Consider the following 18,491-nt stretch of genomic DNA (forward strand, 5'->3'; position numbering starts at 1 on the left):
GTCACGGCGGATCACGCCCCACAGACTGTCCCGAAAAAGACAGATCGCAGGCAGTTCCTTCCTCCGCCATGACCACAATGGGGTTCAGACGAGGCGGGGCGGTCCTCGGGAGGGGGGAAGCAGTCGCCAGATCGCGGGAGGCGCACGAGGCGCACCGGGCGTCTGGCGGATCTGGCGTCCTAGGATCCCACAGGCCGGCAGCACAGGCAGACTGGCCAGAATGACCGCCAGAAGCTGTAACAGCGGACAGAGCGGGCAGGTGCCGTCATGCGAGTGATGGTGATGATGCTGATGTCCGGTAGTCATGCCGGGCATCGGTCCCGCCATTTGCTCCGTCATCACCATGGGGGACGGTGCAATGTCGATGCCCGTCAGGCGCTCGATCGTCGCCCGGGGACTTTCTTCGGGATAGGAACATCCCTGAAGAACGAGCTGCCCCAGAAACCCCAGAAGAACCGCGGCGATGACTGCGAGCGCAGGCAAACCGGACCGTCGGTTCGAAGGGGACAAGAGGCGCGACATGACGCCCGCATCTGGCGCCGACATCCCCCGTCGGTCAAGAGAGCGAAATACGTCCCGACCCTATATTTCTGTCTGTTTTCAGCCGATTATAGGGCCCGCGTTGCGTCAGTGCAGGGACTTCTGCCGTCCGGTCAGCACATTCCCTGCCGAGGCGGCGGCAATACACAGCACCCCCATCCAGCGCATCGCGGACAGGGCCTCGTGCAGGAACACAAACCCTGACAGAGCGCCCAGCATCGGCTCCATGCTCAGCAAGATGCCCAGATCGCGCGGGCTGAGAGTCCGCATCGCCATCATGTCCAGAATATACGGCACTGCTGAAGACAGGACCGCTACACTCAGCGCCGCCCCGCCCTGCCACGGATGGGTCAGAACTGTTGGAATCGTCGGGATCAGGCAGGGTAGAAGCAGAATGGCCGCCGTGCTCATGCCCAGTGTCGTGGCAACGGGCGCCGGGAACATTTTCCCCATCCGCGTGCCGGTCAGGATATAGACCACCCATCCACACCCGCTCAGAAGGGCCGCTGCCACACCGAACAGATTGAGCGACGCCAGACCCACTGTCGGCCCCTCAGGCCGCAGCAGCAGGAACAACCCAGCCACCACAAGCCCCGCCCAGCACAGATCCAGCCAGCGGCGGGAGCCGACCAGCGCCAGCGTCAGGGGGCCGGTAAACTCAAGCGCGACGACCACACCCAGCGGCAGCCGGACCAGAGCCACGTAAAAACAGAAATTCATGATCGCGACAGACGCGCCATAGGGCAGCAGCAGCTTCAGCCGCTCGACCGTCAGCGTGCCCGGCGTCGGCCGCCAGATGCACAACAGAATGACCGCAGCCAGACAGACGCGCAGCCCCACCATGCCGGTCGGGCCAAACAGTGGGAACAGTCCTTTCGCCAGCGTCGCGCCGATCTGGAAGGAGGAAATTCCCCCGATCAGACATCCGACCGCCTTGAGCTGGCTATTCGTTTCCGTGGAGCTGACCTGTGACGACACGCTCAGACGTCGAGTTCGTCAACGGAACGGGCATGTTCCTGAATGAAACGGAACCGCAGTTCCGGCTTGCGGCCCATCAGGCTTTCCACACGCTCGCTGGTCACCAGACGGTCCTCAGGCGGGGTGATAACGCGCAGAAGCGTCCGCCGGGCCGGGTCCATGGTGGTTTCCTTGAGATCCTTCACCGGCATTTCGCCCAGCCCCTTGAACCGGGAGACCTCGACCTTCGCATTGGCCTTGAAATCGGTCTTGATCCGTCGGACGCGGTCCTGATCGTTCATGGCATAGACCGTCTTGGGTCCATGCGTGATGCGATAGAGCGGTGGCTGCGCCAGATGCAGATGGCCCTGACGGATCAGTTCCGGCATTTCGCGATAGAAGAACGTCATCAGAAGCGAGGCGATATGCGCCCCGTCCACGTCGGCATCCGTCATGATGATGACGCGCCCATAGCGCAGACGGCTGATATCGAATGACGCTCCAATGCCGCAGCCCAGGGCTTCTGTCAGATCCCGAAGTTCCTGATTGGCCCGCAGTTTGTCGGTCGTGGCGGAGGCCACGTTGAGGATCTTGCCCCGCAGCGGCAGCACGGCCTGCGTCTCGCGGTCACGCGCCTGCCGAGCGGAGCCGCCAGCCGATTCGCCCTCCACGAGGAACAGTTCGGTCTCTGCAGCATTTTCGCGCGTGCAGTCCGTCAGCTTGCCCGGAAGGCGCAGCTTGCGCGTGGCGCTCTTGCGGGCCGTGTCCTTGACTTCACGGCGGCGCAGACGCTCTTCAGCGCGTTCCACCATAAAGGCCAGCAGGCTGTCCGCCTGTTGCGGATTGCCGCCCAGCCAGTGATCCACGCGGTCACGCAGCGCACCTTCGACCAGTCGCGATGCCTCCTGAGAGGTCAGTTTGTCCTTGGTCTGGCCCTGAAATTGCGGATCGCGAATGAAGACCGAGAGCTTGGCGGCCACGGAGCCGAGAACGTCCTCAGCCGAAATCGCAGCGGCCCGCTTGACCTTGCGCTGATCGCCCCAGGCGCGCAGGCCCTTGACCAGAGCCGCGCGGAATCCAGCCTCATGCGTGCCGCCCTGAGGCGTGGGAATCGTGTTGCAGAACGAGGACAGGGTCGCCGTTCCGCTCTCAAGGAACGCCACGGCCCATTCCACGCGTCCGCCCGTACGCCCATCGGATGCGATCGGCAGATCCACATCTCCCGCCCAGAGCGGTGTCAGCAGATCCGGGTCAGGCCCGAGTTCCGCTGAAAGCGCGTCTTCCAATCCGTTGGGGAACTGGATGGTGGCTTCAACCGGCGTCTCGTCGCCCGCTTTGATGAGGGATGCTTCGCATTTCCACTGGATCGTCACCCCCCGGAACAGCGCCGCCTTGGAGCAGCACATCCGGTAGAGCCGGGCAGGGGAGAAATGATGGTTGCCGAAGATTTCCGGATCGGGCGTAAACCGCACCGTCGTGCCGCGTCGGTTGGGCGCGTTACCGACTTCCGCCAACGGCGCCAGCGAGACACCGCGCACAAAGTCCTGCCGGTACAGCGTCCTGTCTCGCGCGACTTCGACTTCCAGCTTCTCGGAGAGCGCATTGACGACCGAACTGCCCACGCCGTGCAGGCCGCCGGACGTGTCATAGGCCTTGCCCGAGAATTTTCCGCCCGCATGCAGCGTGGTGAAAATCACTTCAAGCGCGGATTTTTCAGGAAATTTCGGGTGAGGGTCGGTCGGAATGCCACGGCCGTTGTCGCGCACCATGAGCGTGCGCGGGCCTTCCAGCCGCACGTCGATGGTGGTGGCATGACCTGCCACCGCTTCGTCCATCGCGTTGTCGAGGATTTCGGAGGCGAGATGATGATACGCGGTATCATCCGTTCCGCCGATATACATGCCCGGACGGCGCCGGACGGGTTCAAGCCCTTCCAGCACCTCAATGTCGTGGGCACCATATTCCGTATCGACCGGCCCCTTGCGGGATGTTCCGGCCTTCGGTTTGCCTGTCTTGCCTGACTCGAACAGATCGCTCATGTCTGCGTTGTCGCCGCCCCGCTAAGGAACGTCAAGCAAACGCTTTGAGGCAGGGCGATCGTCGGTTTCAGAACAGAGGCTCAGGCGCGGTTTGTGCGGCGTGTTGCGGCCTTTTTCGTCACGCCCTTGCGGGAGTGGCGGTCCACGGTCGCCGGGGCTTCGCAGCTCTCATAGGAAGCAGGCTGGGCCACATCCTTGGCTTCGGCGTAATGGGCCAGATCGGCAGAGCTTTCGAGAGCATTGATTTCGTCGAACATTGCTTCGCGCTGCTGGCAGAACACCGTGCCGGATTTCAGTCCACCGAGCGACTGGATGTCGGCAAGCTGCGTGATGTAGTCGTCATGCTCGACCTGCGCGCGACGGCCATAGGTCGTGCGGAAATAGCTGTTCAGGCGCTCGTCTGCATTCAGCAGGGCAGGGCGGAACTTGTTGACGAAGGCATTGTAGCGGTCCTGCGCCTTGCACGACAGCGCCGTCACCATCAGTTCGGACTTCAGTCCGGCCACATCGAAAGCCTCGTGGGCGGGCGAATTGCCGCAGTCCGCAGCGCGGGCGGACAGGGGATGAACGGCAGCAAGCGTAGCGCAGGAAAGCCCCACAGCAAGCAGGCCCTTGACGGAACGACGGAAGATCGACGGCATTGACAGACTCCACAAGGCCGGATCGACCGGCCACAACCACTGGAACAGACTACCCGCGGTCGACCCCCGGCGAAAGCTGATTCTGCGTCTGAGGAACGTGCGGCAAGCCCTTCATCTGAAACATGATTTCATGGCAGAAAAGGGGCGTGACGGCCTTCAGGGGCAATTTATCGGCCCTGTGGCACAAAATACCGTCAAAATGGCTGGAGCACTCGGATGCAGCCTTTCGCCCCGTGCCGTCCTGCTCTACATGCGAACGTCTGTCTGCTGCGGAAACGCGGCCTGTCCTGTCACGATGCGTTGGAGTTGACCGTGCGTCTGCGAGGTTCTGCCATTACCCTGGGTTCGGCACTGGCCGTGTCCCTGCTTCTCTCCGGCTGTGCCCAGCAGCCGATCGTTCAGCGTTCCGTGGCTCCGAATCCTTTCGGCTACCAGCGGACATCCGCCGTCTGCCACGTCTCGTCCGTCAAGAAGGCTGCCGATGGCACGATGAGTGTGGACATGACGGTCCGCAGCGATGACGGCCTGTGCTCCATCGCCATCCAGCAGCCGCTGGGAGGCAATTATGCCTCTTTCGGTGTCAATCCTCCGCCGTCACACGGCAAGGCCTTCCTCTACAATTATGACGGCAAGACCTATGTGGATTACACGCCCGCTACGGCTTATGCCGGAACGGATTCGTTCACGGCCGAACTGATCCCAGGGAATGGCCAGAAGCGCGAGCATCTGACGATTCACGCCACGGTCGATGCAACCGGTGTGGTCGTCGCAAAGCCGCCCGCAGTCGTTGCCCCCACACCGGCCAAGGCTACGGCCAAGAAGGCGCCTGTCCGTCACACGACGCACCGCAAGAAATAAGACCCATTCCAGTCATGGACAGGGCGGAGAGGCTTCTCTCCGCCCTTTTTTGTGCCTGACAGACATAAAAAAACCGGCGGCTCCAAAGGAAACCGCCGGTTGACCGGAAAGGAGAGTCTGTCCGCAGGTGTTACTTGAAGTCGATTTCCACGCGCCGGTTCTGCGGCTCGCGTGTATTAGCTGCCGTGACCACCAGCGGATGGCTCTCGCCGAAACCCTGTGTCGCGATCATTCCCGCCGCTACGCCATCCCGCACCAGCTCTTCCTTGACGGCACTTGCACGACGCTGGGACAGCGCCATGTTGTAGGCTTCGCCACGCTGGCCCGGATGCGCTGCCGAACTGTCGGTATAACCGCTGACCTCGATATGCGTGACCTGAACGGACGTGGAGTTGCGCGCTGCTGCCGCGACCACGGCTTTTGCCCGTGCGCTCAGCGTGGCCGAATCCCAGTCGAAGAATACCAGATAGGTCCGGGTCGGTGCAGGGCCCGGGATCGGCATTGGCGCTTCAACTGGCTTCGGCGGCGGCGGAGCTGGATTGAACTCGTAGCGCAGACCCAGCATCAGCGAGTGGTTGAAGTCTGTACGGGTGTCGCGGTTGCCGCTGGATACGCCGAATTCCTTCGTCTTGTCCCAGCCGCCATAGATGCCGGTGGCCGTGGCATGATGCCCGTTCGGCCCCATCAGCGTGTAGAATCGGTATTCCGCCGTGGCCGACAGACCCACGACCCACGGAACGGGGAAAGACAGGCCGAAAATGCCCTGATAGGCGAAGTTTCCGGCCGTGCCCCCGACATGCTGGTCAAAGGCGCCGTTCGGAGCATGAACATAGGTGTTCATCGCCTGCCAGCCATAGCCGATACCCGCGCCGAAATACGGGAAGACCCAGGACTTGCCGATATCCATGTCAAACAGAGCATTGGCCATGACGCCATAGCCCTGCTGACGCCCGCCGACAGAGGACGGGAACGTGCTGGAGCGGAACTGCTGCAAGCGGTTGTTGCGGTAGTTGCCTTCGACCTCGACACGGAATCCGTTTCCAAGGCCATAGCCCAGACTGCCGATTCCGGTCACGCCCGCCTGATAGTGGTCACGCCCGCTCGGAAAGACAGGCGACAGGCGTGCCGTCTGGTCCTGATTGAAGCTCGCGCCGCCTTCCCCTGCAACATACAGTCCTTTGACAGGCTGTGCGGTTGCGGCACCCATGACGAGCATCGAAACGCCTGCAGTGAACCCGGCACGGGTTAGCCAGGTCCTGACAACGGATCGGTGCGTCATGTCCATTTTTCTCCAACCAGCCAAATCTGCCAACCTTACCGTGTGTGTTCTTGCCGAAAGCTCGGACGATGGCAACGCATCACACGGCATAATGCCGCATCATGCAGTTTTCTTTATGGCAGGTTCGCCATGTGCTGTGTCTTCACTCCCACAGTTTACGCCTCTTCGTCCAGATCGAGCCTGCGCGATCCGAGCGTCCGCTCGATAGGCAGGGAGACGTCGCGCATCTCAAGCTCAACGATCCACAGGTCGGGATCATACTGTTTCTGCCGTTCCAGATAGGCGTCCACACTGGCGGCATCGCTCGCATCCACGCGGGTCCAGCCCGATCCGTCCTCCCGCAGCACACCAGTCCCGCCTGAGCGGTCCGTCAGGACGATCAGGACCGCACCGGCATCCTCGTCTCCCTTTTTCAGAACCATGGCCGAGGTTCCGTCCGAGGAAATACGGCGCAGGACAGCCCGTACCCAAAGTCCCGTTTTCAATCGTGCGCCCATAACCGTTTCCGTTCGTCCTGCAAGGTTAGTGGAGAGGCGCGCTGTTCTCGTCGGGAACAGACTCCAGAGCCGCCTTATAGGCGGCAGGGGAAGACAGCAGCGCCTTTGCTGCGTCCATGTCGGCATCCGAGCCGATGGCGGCCGGACAGTGCTTGCGGATCTCGAGGATTTTCGCGACCGGGACCGGATAGCGAGCGGCCCGGGCGGTCTGTACGGCCTCGCCCTGAAGGCTGTTTCCCGCTTTCAGGGCGGAAAGCTGTGCCTGAAGTGCGTCCGCTCCAAGCGACGTGCAGATCTGCGGCATCACGCCCAGTCCCTGAATCGGCCAGCCCAGCGGGGCCTGATTGCGACTCCATGTCACGAACAGTTCGCCGCCATTGGGCATCTGCCCGATCACCTGAACCAGTCCCTTGCCCAGCGTTTCGCTCCCGATCACGACAGCGCGCCGGTGATCGGCCAGTGCGGACGCCAGAATTTCGGCAGCACTCGCTGTCCGCCCGTCTACGAGAACCACCACGGGCGTTCCGTTGGTCATGTCGCCGCCCTGAACGGCCCAGATATGGTTGGCGAGAGGATTCCGGCCCTGCGTGGTTACGGCGACGCCATGATCCAGCAGGAGGGCCGCAGTCGTTACGGCCTGTTGCAGGACGCCACCGCGATCGCCACGAAGATCGAGAATGATGCCCGCAGCCTTGCCTTTCCCCGGCGGCGGAGCTGGGGCGTCCGGGGTCGGTTCGTCCACGACCTGATCGATATACTGGCTGATTTCCTCGGCTGTCTGGGTCGAGAAGGACGTAACGCGCAGAACGGTGAAGGGACCATCGGTGGACGCAAACACGGTTTCGGGCGGAACCTGAACCCGTTGCAGTTTGAAGGTCGTGGGTCGGTGTCCCTTCGCGGCGATTCCCAGCGTAACGGCGCTGTGTTCGTCGCCTTCCAGCCAGTCCTGAACGGTTGCGGCATCCTGACCGTGCGTAGAGCGTCCATTGACGGACACCAGATGTTCGCCCGTATCGATGCCTGCTTCCCATGCGGGACCGTTGGCGTTGACGGCTGTAATCACGATGTTCCGTCCGCTCTGCCCGAGGCTCACCCCGACCGTGCCGGTGCTGCCCGTGCGCCGCGTCCGGTCCGACGTAGCGGGGGAGGGGGCGAGATAGCGGGAATACGGGTCGAGATGATTGAACAGTTCGTCGAAGAAGCCCTGCAACAGCGCGTCTGATCCGGCATCCCGCAAGGTGGAGGAATGCTGCCAAGCCGCCTGCATGGCCGCCGTGACCAGATCCGCCCATGCGGTATGGCTGTTTGTCGAGGGCAGAGCGCGGCTGAACAGAACGGTCTGGCCCTGAAGGACGCTCAGTGTCGTGGTGGACGGCGCATCGGCAGGTTTTTCAGCCGCGACGGCCGTTCCGGACGTATGGACGACGGCAGGGGCTGCGGCCGAGGGCGTGATCGTGACGGATAGGGTCGGGTCGATGGCCGTCAGACCGTCCAGCCCCCAGACGCAGAAATCCCGTGCGGAATGGGCCTCCAGCGTTCGCGGCTCCAGAAAGCCGAGCGCCGCGACCAGAACGTCCCGTGTGATGGGGGACGAAAAAACGGGAGGTGCGGGCGGGGGCGGAGCGGCTGTGGGCGTGGCGGGAGCCGGGGCGGTATCGGTCGGTGTCTGGGCTTCTGCGGCGCTACTCTGAACTGCGAGAACCATGAGGCAGACCGTCAGACACAGCGCCACACGACATGCCGCCTTGCGGCTGCGCGGCATGAAAAAGGTCACAGGGCGGGCGACATGACGCAAGACGGGGTCCTTGGAGACGGGACGGCAAAAAACGGCTGCTCCCGTAACGCGACCACGCCACAAACTTCAGCCACGGTAAAGACTTGCCAGATCAAATCTGGGGTCGGCAGTGCCATCTGGCAACACTGCCGACCCGATCTGTTTTCAGTCTTCCGACGACGTGTCGGAGACAGTCTTACGCTTCCGCGGCGTTGTGGTTTTCGTTTTTGTGGCGGATTTGGCCGAGATACGCTTCGTTACCGTCTTCGGAGCGGCCTCATCCCCTTCCGCAGAGGCAACGGCTTTCTTGGCCTTTGTGGCCTTCGGAGCTGCTTTTTTCGCCGAAGTTTTTTTTGCGCCACCTTTCAGTGGTTTGCCCTTTTCCGCCAGAAGCGCCACGGCCTCATCGAGCGTGACCTCCTCCATATCCAGCCCCTTCGGCAGGTTGGCGATCAGCTGACCATGCTGGGCATAGGGTCCGAACCGTCCCTTGCGGATCATGACCGGTTCGCCGTCTTTCGGATGCGCTCCCAGATTGCGGATGGACGCCAGCTTTTTGGCCAGCGAATCCACAGCTCGGTTCAGCCCGACCGTCAGAACATCGTCATCCTTGTCGAGCGTGCCGTAGATCGCACCCATCTTCACATACGGCCCGAACCGTCCCAGACCGGCCTCGATTTTCTCGCCCGTTTCAGGGTGAAGCCCGACCAGACGCGGCAGGGACAGCAGCCCCAGCGCCTGTTCCATGGTCATGGTGTTGCCGTCGATTCCCTTGGGAATGGTCGTCCGCTTGGGTTTGGCTTTCTTGTCCTCGGGATTGGGTTCGCCGCGCTGGATATACAGCCCGTACGGCCCGCGACGGATCGAGATGTCCTCGCCGGTATCCGGGTCCTGACCCAGAACTTTCGGACCGTCGTTCAGCCCTTCGGTATCGCCTTCTTCGGCCACCAGACGGCGTGTGAACTGGCAGGTCGGATAGTTCGAGCAGCCGATGAAGGCGCCGAACTTGCCCAGCCGCAGGCCCAGCCGCCCGGTTCCGCAGGACGTGCAGACGCGCGGATCGCTGCCATCAGGGCGGGGCGGGAAGAAATGCGGCGCGAGGTCTTCGTCCAGAGCGTCGATGACGTCCGAGATTTTCAGATCTTTGGTCTGCGCCACTGCCGCCGAGAAATCATGCCAGAACGCGGCCATGACATCATGCCAGTCCGCGCGGCCGCCCGAAATATCGTCGAGCTGTTCTTCAAGCGAGGCTGTGAAGCCCGAATCTACATAGCGCTCGAAAAAGGAGGTCAGGAAGGCCGTAACCAGTCGTCCACGGTCCTCGGGGATGAAGCGCCGTGCATCCAGCCGAACGTAATTGCGGTCCCGCAGCACGCCCAGAATGGACGCGTAGGTCGAAGGACGGCCAATGCCGATCTCTTCCATTTTCTTGACGAGCGAGGCTTCCGAATAACGCGGTGGCGGCTGGGTGAAATGCTGTTCGGCATCCACGGCGCCGGTCGTCAGGCGGTCGCCTTCCTTCATCGGCGGCAGGAGCTTGCCGTCTTCATCCTCGACTTTGGTGTCGTCCCGGCCTTCGATGTAGAGCTTGAGGAAGCCGTCGAATGCGATGGTCGAGCCTGTGGCGCGCAGAAGCGTCTGACCGCTGGCATCGGCGAGCGTCACCGCGACCTGATCCAGTTCCGCCGACTGCATCTGGGAGGCAACGGAGCGCTTCCAGATCAGTTCGTACAGCTTCTTCTGGTCGGGCGTCAGTGCATGGCCAACCTGCTGGGGCGTCAGGAAGACATCCGTCGGGCGGATGGCCTCATGGGCCTCCTGCGCGTTCTTGGCCTTGGTGGCATAGGCGCGCGGGAAATCCGGCACATAGTCGTCGCCGAATGCCTTGCCGATATGCCCGCGGATGGATCCGATGGCTTCTTTCGCCATCGTCACGCCGTCGGTTCGCATATAGGTGATCAGGCCTGTGGTTTCGCCGCGCAGATCCACGCCTTCATAAAGCTGCTGGGCCGTACGCATCGTCGTCTGCGCGCTCATGCCGAGCTTGCGGGACGCCTCCTGCTGGAGGGTTGATGTCGTGAATGGCGGGGGCGGATTACGCTTGGTGCGCTTGCGTTCGACAGACCGAACCGTGAACTGTCCGCTGAGGACTGTATCGCGCGCTCCGAATGCCAGCTGTTCGTTGTTCAGGTCGAACTGGTCGAGCTTTTCGCCCTTGAGATGCGTCAGGCGTGCTTGAAACGCAGCCTTGCCGGGTGTCGTGAAGCCGCCGGTGACGGTCCAGTATTCTTTCGGGCGAAAAACCTCGATTTCGGCTTCGCGCTCACAGATCAGACGCAGGGCGACGGACTGCACGCGCCCGGCGCTCCGGCTGCCCGGCAGCTTGCGCCACAGGACGGGGGAGAGCGTAAAGCCCACCAGATAGTCCAGCGCACGGCGGGCGAGATAGGCGTCGATCAGCGGTCGGTCCAGTTCGCGCGGAGCCGCCATCGCTGCCGTAACAGCCGATTTGGTGATTTCGTTGAAGGTGACGCGATGGACGTCCACGTTCTTCAGAAGCTTTTTTTCTTCCAGAACGCTGCGGACATGCCACGAAATCGCTTCGCCTTCGCGATCCGGGTCAGTGGCGAGGTAGAGGTTTTTCGCCCCCTTCAGCGCCTTGGTGATGGCCGAGATCTGCTTTGCGCCGCGTTCGTCCGTCTGCCAGCTCATGGCAAAGTTCTCGTCCGGGCGCACGCTCCCGTCTTTGGGCGGCAGATCTCGCACATGTCCGAATGAAGCGAGCACGGTATATCCGCTTCCCAGATATTTGTTGATCGTCTTGGCCTTTGCCGGGCTCTCGACCACCACAACGTCCGTCATCGCCACTCCGGTATTCCGCGTCACTTCAGTTCGGCAGCAACGCCACGCGTCCGCCGGGCACAAACTCCACGATCCCACCGAGCTCAAGCTCAGCCAGCGTCGCAAGCACTGCCGACACGGAGAACTGGCAGCGGCGCACCACATCGTCAACTGCTACAGGCGTCACGGAGAGAAGAGGCCGCACGCTTTGCTGTACGAGATCGGGGTCGATCCAGCCGGTGTCAGGGATGTCGCCCCATACAGACGCTGGTTCGGAAAAGCCGGTCAAAGGCGGGGTGTGGCGTGCTGGATGCTGCCATGGTGCAGGCTCACGCTCGGGAAGCTCAAACGGTAGAACCTGAAGAATATCGGCAATATTTTCTGTCAGGGTTGCCTGACCGGTTTTCAGAAGATGATTGCCGCCCCGTGACCGGGGATCGAGTGGCGAACCTGGCACGACCAGAAGTTCACGATTGTAGGACTGGGCGAGATCCGCCGTTATCATCGTACCAGAGTCCAGCGCTGCCTCAATGATCAAACATCCCGACGAAATCCCGGCGATCAGGCGGTTGCGCCGTGGAAAATGGCGGGCCTGCGGGGCGGTTCCGAGCAATGCTTCCGTCACCAGACAACCTTTTTCAGCAATCTGCTGCTGAAGGGATGCATTCTCCGGCGGATAGGCATGATCCAGCCCTCCGGCGATTGCCCCGACCGTCAGACCGGGATGCAGTGCGGCGGCGTGTGCTGACGAGTCGATACCCCGCGCCAGACCGGAAACCACGCAGATTCCGGCATGGGCCATTTCGGCCGAAAGGCTTTCTGCAATCCGGATTCCCGCAGCCGAGGCATTGCGCGCACCTACCACCCCTACAGACCGCATCGACAGCTTCCGGACATCCCCGAGCGCGAACAGCACCGGTGGCGCATCCGGCACATGGGACAGGAGTAGCGGATAGTCTGCATCCCCCCGGACCAGCATTTTCCCGCCCAGTTTTTCAAGGCGTTCCAGTTCGTCCGTCATGCGAGAAACGGACGGAATGGCAGGGTCGTCCCGCCGCCCTGCTTTACGCATGCGTCCGGGCAGTGCTGCCAGAGCGGCTCCTGCGCTGCCATACTGCGTCATCAGTCGCGCAAAGTTGATCGGACCAACGCCCGTTGTTTGCGACAGGCGCAGCGTGTCGATTCGGTCTGCGGCAGAAACGACGGGAGAGGCGGCTGCGGAATCTGTCATAAGGTCTTTCTCCTTAAGGCAGATTCCTTAATAGACACTTAAAATCTTAGGAACGAGGCGCCTGATCCACGTTCACGCGCGGCTCCTGTCCTGTCAGGAGGCGTGCAATATTGCTCCAGTGCCGCGCCCAGATCAGCAGCGAGATGAGCAGCGTCGCCACCGGGATGGGGGAGTGCAGCGCCCGCCCGGACAGCAGCACCATCAGCATCGGCGCGAGCAGAAATGCCGCCAGAGCCCCGGCTGAGGAAATCCGGCTCAGGCGCGCCACCAGCAGCCACACCACGCAGCAGGCCAGCCCGACCGGCCAGGACAGAGCCCAGATCGTCCCGAGACCCGTCGCAACGCCTTTGCCGCCCCTGAAGCCGAGCCAGACCGGAAAGCAGTGCCCGATAACGACAGCGACGGTCGCCACGGCCATGGTCATTTCGCTCGCGCCGGGGAAGAAAAACCGTGCGATCAGGACAGCGGCTGCCCCCTTGAGCGCATCCAGCAGCAGCGTGGCCGCAGCCAGCCCGCGTCGGCCCGTGCGCAGGACATTGGTTGCGCCGATATTGCCCGAACCGATCTTGCGGATGTCCCCGCCGCCTGCAAGCGCTGTCAGCAGCAGCCCGAACGGGATGCTTCCGATGACGTAGGACACGAGAAACAGCAGAATGAGCTGTGCCTGAAAGCCGCTCACGAGCGTGCCTCCGCCAGCCCGTCAGCCGTGAAGACTTCCACACCGCGCTTGAAGGTCCGCAGGACACGGCCTTTCAGATTCCGGCCGTCAAACGGTGTGTTCTGTGCGCGTCCCGGCAGGTCTCCGGCGACCACGGTCCACAAGCCTTCCGGATCGAACAGGCACAGATCGGCATCGCTCCCGACTGCCAGCGTCCCGGCTTCAAGGCCCAGCAGGGCAGCCGGAGCGGAGGTCAGCAGACGCAACGCATCCACAAGCGGCAGCCCCGCGCCGAGCGTGACGCCCAGCAGCGTGACCAGTCCGGTGCCGCCAGCACGGGCCTGCGCGAAAGGCAGCCGCTTGTCATCTGCATCCGCCGGGGCATGGTCTGAGGCTACGGCGTCGATCGTTCCGTCCGCCAGCGCGGCACAGACGGCCTGCCGGTCCGCGTCGTTCCGTAGGGGCGGCGAGAGTTTCGCGTAGGTGCGGAAGTCGCCGATATCGTCTTCGGTCATGGCGAAATAGGGCGGCGCCGTATCGCAGGTCACGCGTACGTTCCGGCTTTTGGCCGCACGGATCAGGTCCAGCCCCTCCGCCGTCGAGACATGCGCGAAATGCAGCCGTGCCCCGGTCATGGCCGCCAGACGCAGATCGCGGGCGATCATGATGGCCTCGGCTTCCGCCGGAACCTGCGGCAGGCCCATCCGGACCGCGCGTGCCCCCGCGGTGGCGCAGGCGCCTTTGGCCAGAGACGGATCTTCCGGATGCTGCACTACGATGGCGTCGAGGAAGCGCGAATAGGATAGCAGGTTACGCATCTGCTTGGCGTCCGAAATCGCGCGGGTTCCGTCCGTGAAGGCTACGGCTCCGGCGTTGCGCAGCAGGCCGAGTTCGGCCATTTCGCCGCCCTCGCAGCTGCGCGTCAGTGCGCCGTAAGGATGGATCGAGACCATGCCCGTTTCTTCGCCCCGGACCCGCAGCAGATGCACGAGCGCCGGATTGTCGATCGGGGGGGAGGTGTTGGGCAGGACCGCCATGGTGGTGATGCCACCCGCGACGGCAGCCCGCGCCCCGGAAGACACGCTCTCGCGGTATTCCGACCCCGGCTCCCCGAGGGCCACGCGCATGTCCACCAGCCCGGGACACAGCACGGCTCCCGCGCCATCAATGATCTGCGCGCCTTCGGGGACCGACCCGTCTTCGCAGGCGACGATCTTCCCCTGACGCACCACAAGTCGCCCGATTTCGTCCCGACCCGAAGCGGGGTCGATCAGGCGGACATTTTCAAAAACGATATCAGTCATACCGGCATCCGTGCCCGGGACAGACGGTCCAGAACCGCCATCCGCACAGCCACGCCCATTTCAACCTGTTCGGAAATCACGCTCTGATCCGAATCCGCAACGTCCGAGGCGATTTCGACGCCACGGTTCATCGGCCCCGGATGCATGACGAGCGCGCCGGGCTTTGCCAGCCTCAGACGGCGGCGGTCCAGCCCGAAGAAATGGAAATATTCCCGCGCGCTCGGCACCAGACCTGCCCCCATGCGCTCCTTCTGAAGGCGCAGGGACATGACGACATCCGCGCCATCCAGCGCCTTGTCCATGTCGGAATACAGCGCGACATTGCCGAGCTCAGCCATGGCCCCCGGCAGCAGCGTCGGCGGCCCGACCAGCCGCACCCGGTTTCCGAATGCCGTCAGCAGATGGATGTTGGAGCGTGCTACCCGGCTGTGCCCGACATCGCCGCAGATCGCGACCGTCAGCCCCTCAAGACGTCCGAAATGCCGCCGGATCGTCAGTGCATCCAGCAGCGCCTGTGTCGGATGTTCATGCGTGCCGTCGCCCGCATTGACGACGCTGGCCTCGACTTTCTGCGACAGCAGGGCCGGTGCGCCGGACTGCGCGTGGCGGATGACCAGCAGGTCACAGCGCATGGCGTTCAGCGTTGCTGCCGTATCCAGAAGCGTTTCGCCCTTGTTCACCGAACTTGTGGCGACGGACATGTTGATGACGTCCGCGCCAAGCCGCTGGCCTGCGAGTTCGAAACTCGTGCGGGTGCGGGTGCTGTCTTCATAGAACAGATTGATGACCGTCCGCCCCCGCAGCGCATCACGCGGCGCGGAGCGTGAACGGCTCAGCAGCGCGTAGCTCTCTGCCAGATCGAGGAACGGTACGAGCTGTTCAGCCGACAGCCCCTCGATTCCCAGAAGATGCCGGGGGACGGAGGGCCGCTCAGCCATTGGTGGACGTGGCATCGCTGGACGCAGAAGCAAGAACAGCTGCGATGCGGGCCAGAACCTCGTCCTGCCCGAGAGCCGCAAGCGTCAGATCAATGCCCGGAGACGTTGTGGAGCCCGTCATGGCCGCGCGCAGCGGCTGGGCCACGGAGCCGAGCTTGATCTCGTGTTTTTCAGCATAGGCGCGCAGTGTCGCATCGACGGTTTCGGGCGTGAAGTCCGAAAGTGCGGCCAGATCCTTGCCTACGCCCTGCAGAACCGTGCGCCCGTCCTCGCCCAGCAGCTTCTCGGCTTTGGGGGTGAAGGTCAGGGGCAGGGTGAAACCTGCGAAAGCGGCGTTGTCTGCCAATTCCACGAGTGTTTTTGCGCGCTCTTTGAGGCCCGGCATCATTGCAAGAATACGCGCACGGGTGCGGTCGTCGGTGACAACGCCGTCGCGGCCCTGAAGGCGCTGCATGACGTCATCCGTCAGGCGCGCATCATCGGCGACGCGCATCCAGATTCCGTTCAGATGCGCCAGCTTGACGTAATCCATGCGGGACGGGGAGCGGCCCACGCCATCCAGATCGAACAGCTTGATCTGTTCTTCGCGGGACAGGACTTCGGCATCGCCATGACCCCAGCCCAGACGCAGCAGGTAGTTGCACAGCGCTTCCGGCAGATAGCCTTCCTCGCGGAAATCCACGACCGACTGCGCGCCATGGCGCTTGGACAGCTTGGCGCCGTCAGGGCCGTGGATCAGCGGCAGATGTGCGAAATGCGGCAGGTTCCAGCCCATGGCGCGGTAGATCATGGCCTGACGGAATGTGTTTGTCAGATGGTCGTCACCGCGCATGACATGGGTGATGTCCATATCGTGATCGTCGACGACCACGGCATGCAGATAGGTCGGCGTGCCGTCCGAGCGCAGCAGGATCAGGTCGTCCATTTCGGAATTTGCGACCCGGACTTCGCCCTGCACCAGATCCTTGATGATCGTCTCGCCGTCACGCGGGGCCTTCAGACGCACGACATACGGCGCACCGGCGGGTGCTTCGGACGGATCGCGGTCCCGCCATGTGCCGTCGTAACGGGGCGGCCGCTTCTCGGCCATGGCCTTCTCGCGCATGGCGGTCAGTTCTTCAGGCGTGCAGAAGCACTTGTAGGCCTGACCTTTTTCCAGAAGCTCAAGCGCCACTTCCGTATGGCGGTCCTGCCGGGCGGACTGGAAAACCGGTTCCGCATCCGCCTCGATTCCCATCCAGGCCAGACCGTCAAAGATTACGTCCACGGCTTTTTGAGTGGAGCGTTCCTTGTCGGTGTCCTCGATCCTCAGGAGGAATTCGCCGCCGTGATGACGGGCAAAGAGGAAATTGAACAGGGCGGCGCGGGCGTTGCCGACATGCAGCAGACCCGTCGGGGAGGGGGCAAATCGCGTACGGATGGTCATGCCGCCGTCATATCATGCTCTGACCCGCGCTTCCATCCGCCTGCGCCAGCGGGGGTGCGGCGCTCCGTCACGCGCCATCGTTTTACAAAAAGCTAAGGTTCTTCAAGCGCGTGTGATTTCCAGCGGCCTCCCGAAGCGGCCTATTGTGACGTTCAATAGTCCGGGTGGTGCCTTTCCAATGAACAGACGCGATTTTAATGCCCTGCTGGCAGGGCTGGGTCTGACCTTCGGAGAGGGGAAGATCCATCACGCCAGCGCCACGACCTCCCGTGTGGATGTCTTTACGCTGCGCGCCAATGACTGGGTTCCGAACAATCCGGAACTCCCTGTCATCGTCTATCGCAATGCGCTCGAAGCCGGGCCGGATCGCGAAGCGGTGTATGAAGACCTGTTCAGCCGGAACGGCTGGCCGCCGCAGTGGCGCAACGGTGTTTATCCGTTTCATCACTATCACAGCCTTGGCCATGAAGTTCTGGGCTTTTCCAATGGTTCCGCACGCCTGATGCTGGGCGGGCCGAACGCCCGGACGGTCGAGGTGCGCGGTGGCGACATCGCCGTGCTTCCGGCCGGAACGGGGCACTGCAATCTCGGATCGGACACGGAGTTCACCGTCATCGGCGCTTATCCGCCCAACCAGTCTTTCGACATTCTCCGCGCCGCGCCTACGGCGGAGCAGAGTGCCCGTATTCACGGCCTGCCATTCCCGAAAACCGATCCGGTTCAGGGTGCTGCAGGTGTTCTCGCACGGGAGTGGCACCCATCATGACGGGTTTTCCTCTCAGGCGCCGTCCTTTCCTCGCAGCACTCGCGGGGCTGGCGACGGTCAGCAGCGCCAGTGCGGTCGAGGCGACGAGCCAGAAAATGCGGATCGGCATTATCGGTACAGGTCATGTCGGCACGACGCTGGCTGAACTCTGGGTCCATGCGGGTTATCCCGTCATGGTGTCGTCGCGCTCCCTGAGCGAGGCGCAGTCTCTTGCCACCTCGCTGGGCCCGCTCGCCACGGCCGGAACCCCGGCGCAGGCGGCGGCCTATGGCGATGTGGTGGTGCTGGCCGTCCCCTATGGCGCCATTCCGCAGCTCGGCCCGCAGCTCAGCCGGACGTTGTTGGACAAGGTTCTGCTTGATCCGTCCAATCCCTATCCCTGGCGGGATGGGGCGATTGCGGACACGGCGCAGCGGGACGGGGCAGGGGTGACGACACAGCGTTATTTCCCTTCGGCGCATGTGGTGCGGGCGTTCAACTCCATCGACATGACCACGCTGCGTTCCGAGGCGCATCGCGCTTCGCCGCTTCTGGCGGTTCCGGTGGCGGGGGATGATGCGCAGGCCGTGTCGCAGGTGACGATGCTGGTGAAGGCGGCCGGATTCGACCCTGTTGTGACAGGCAATCTTGCGACCGCAAGGCTGTTTCAGCCGGGAAGTACGGGGTTTGAACTGGAGCGGGATGCTACTGGTCTGAAACAGGTGCTGCATCTTCCGCAGTAGATTGGGCCGCAGGAGGCGCT

General features: G+C 63.0%; 16 protein-coding genes. 3 read left to right on the plus strand and 13 right to left on the minus strand.

The genetic code is table 11. The features are described from left to right. Nucleotides 1–84: 84 nt before the first annotated feature. The 4 genes from JK213_RS09890 to JK213_RS09905 all read right to left on the minus strand — a co-directional run bounded on the left by JK213_RS09890 (nucleotide 85) and on the right by JK213_RS09905 (nucleotide 4,177). Entirely contained in the window at nucleotides 85–522 is a 438-nt protein-coding gene (locus tag JK213_RS09890) for a DUF2946 family protein (protein ID WP_194262786.1), read from the minus strand. A gap of 105 nt (nucleotides 523–627) precedes the next feature. Continuing rightward, nucleotides 628–1,518, minus strand: a complete 891-nt coding sequence (locus JK213_RS09895) for a DMT family transporter (RefSeq protein ID WP_194262787.1) — start codon at nucleotides 1,516–1,518, stop codon at nucleotides 628–630. Nucleotides 1,519–1,520: 2 nt separating this feature from the next. Continuing rightward, the gene (gene parE / locus JK213_RS09900; RefSeq protein WP_194262788.1) at nucleotides 1,521–3,536 is read right to left on the minus strand and encodes a DNA topoisomerase IV subunit B; all 2,016 of its coding nucleotides are present in this window, start codon (nucleotides 3,534–3,536) and stop codon (nucleotides 1,521–1,523) included. 80 nt (nucleotides 3,537–3,616) lie between these two features. Next, a complete protein-coding gene (locus tag JK213_RS09905; protein WP_099286058.1) occupies nucleotides 3,617–4,177 on the minus strand; it encodes a hypothetical protein in 561 nt (186 codons plus the stop codon). 216 nt (nucleotides 4,178–4,393) lie between these two features. On the opposite strand from JK213_RS09905, the gene JK213_RS09910 reads away from it, so the two are divergent. Further along, nucleotides 4,394–5,035 carry an Ig-like domain-containing protein gene (locus JK213_RS09910; protein ID WP_228125546.1) on the plus strand — a complete coding sequence of 214 codons (642 nt, stop codon included), beginning with the start codon at nucleotides 4,394–4,396 and terminating at the stop codon, nucleotides 5,033–5,035. A 130-nt stretch (nucleotides 5,036–5,165) separates the two neighbouring features. Here the strand turns inward: JK213_RS09910 and JK213_RS09915 are convergent, their stop codons facing one another. The 9 genes from JK213_RS09915 to gltX form a co-directional block, all read right to left on the minus strand. Further along, nucleotides 5,166–6,314, minus strand: a complete 1,149-nt coding sequence (locus JK213_RS09915) for an OmpA family protein (RefSeq protein WP_194262789.1) — start codon at nucleotides 6,312–6,314, stop codon at nucleotides 5,166–5,168. Between the two features lie 155 nt (nucleotides 6,315–6,469). Next, nucleotides 6,470–6,811 carry a DUF1491 family protein gene (locus JK213_RS09920; protein WP_194262790.1) on the minus strand — a complete coding sequence of 114 codons (342 nt, stop codon included), beginning with the start codon at nucleotides 6,809–6,811 and terminating at the stop codon, nucleotides 6,470–6,472. A 25-nt stretch (nucleotides 6,812–6,836) separates the two neighbouring features. After that, on the minus strand, nucleotides 6,837–8,606 hold the full coding sequence (locus JK213_RS09925) for a S41 family peptidase (RefSeq protein WP_228125547.1): 1,770 nt from the start codon (nucleotides 8,604–8,606) through the stop codon (nucleotides 6,837–6,839). Between the two features lie 144 nt (nucleotides 8,607–8,750). Then, the gene (gene topA, locus JK213_RS09930) at nucleotides 8,751–11,447 is read right to left on the minus strand and encodes a type I DNA topoisomerase (RefSeq protein WP_194262791.1); all 2,697 of its coding nucleotides are present in this window, start codon (nucleotides 11,445–11,447) and stop codon (nucleotides 8,751–8,753) included. A 25-nt stretch (nucleotides 11,448–11,472) separates the two neighbouring features. Then, the gene (gene dprA, locus JK213_RS09935) at nucleotides 11,473–12,657 is read right to left on the minus strand and encodes a DNA-processing protein DprA (protein WP_194262792.1); all 1,185 of its coding nucleotides are present in this window, start codon (nucleotides 12,655–12,657) and stop codon (nucleotides 11,473–11,475) included. 46 nt (nucleotides 12,658–12,703) lie between these two features. After that, complete coding sequence (plsY, locus tag JK213_RS09940; protein ID WP_194262793.1) at nucleotides 12,704–13,336, minus strand: glycerol-3-phosphate 1-O-acyltransferase PlsY; 633 nt, start codon at nucleotides 13,334–13,336, stop codon at nucleotides 12,704–12,706. Then, nucleotides 13,333–14,619 carry a dihydroorotase family protein gene (locus JK213_RS09945; RefSeq protein WP_194262794.1) on the minus strand — a complete coding sequence of 429 codons (1,287 nt, stop codon included), beginning with the start codon at nucleotides 14,617–14,619 and terminating at the stop codon, nucleotides 13,333–13,335. The genes plsY and JK213_RS09945 overlap by 4 nt, the downstream gene beginning before the upstream one ends. After that, complete coding sequence (locus JK213_RS09950; RefSeq protein ID WP_194262795.1) at nucleotides 14,616–15,557, minus strand: aspartate carbamoyltransferase catalytic subunit; 942 nt, start codon at nucleotides 15,555–15,557, stop codon at nucleotides 14,616–14,618. The genes JK213_RS09945 and JK213_RS09950 overlap by 4 nt, the downstream gene beginning before the upstream one ends. Beyond that, a complete protein-coding gene (gene gltX, locus JK213_RS09955; protein WP_194262796.1) occupies nucleotides 15,550–16,983 on the minus strand; it encodes a glutamate--tRNA ligase in 1,434 nt (477 codons plus the stop codon). The genes JK213_RS09950 and gltX overlap by 8 nt, the downstream gene beginning before the upstream one ends. 178 nt (nucleotides 16,984–17,161) lie before the next feature. On the opposite strand from gltX, the gene JK213_RS09960 reads away from it, so the two are divergent. Then, nucleotides 17,162–17,749: a cupin gene (locus JK213_RS09960; RefSeq protein WP_194262835.1), complete on the plus strand. Its 588-nt coding sequence runs from the start codon at nucleotides 17,162–17,164 to the stop codon at nucleotides 17,747–17,749. Beyond that, the gene (locus JK213_RS09965; protein WP_194262797.1) at nucleotides 17,746–18,471 is read left to right on the plus strand and encodes an NADPH-dependent F420 reductase; all 726 of its coding nucleotides are present in this window, start codon (nucleotides 17,746–17,748) and stop codon (nucleotides 18,469–18,471) included. The genes JK213_RS09960 and JK213_RS09965 overlap by 4 nt, the downstream gene beginning before the upstream one ends. Nucleotides 18,472–18,491 lie beyond the last annotated feature (20 nt).

The organism is Gluconobacter sp. Dm-44, assembly GCF_018256175.1.
Lineage (GTDB): Bacteria > Pseudomonadota > Alphaproteobacteria > Acetobacterales > Acetobacteraceae > Gluconobacter > Gluconobacter cadivus.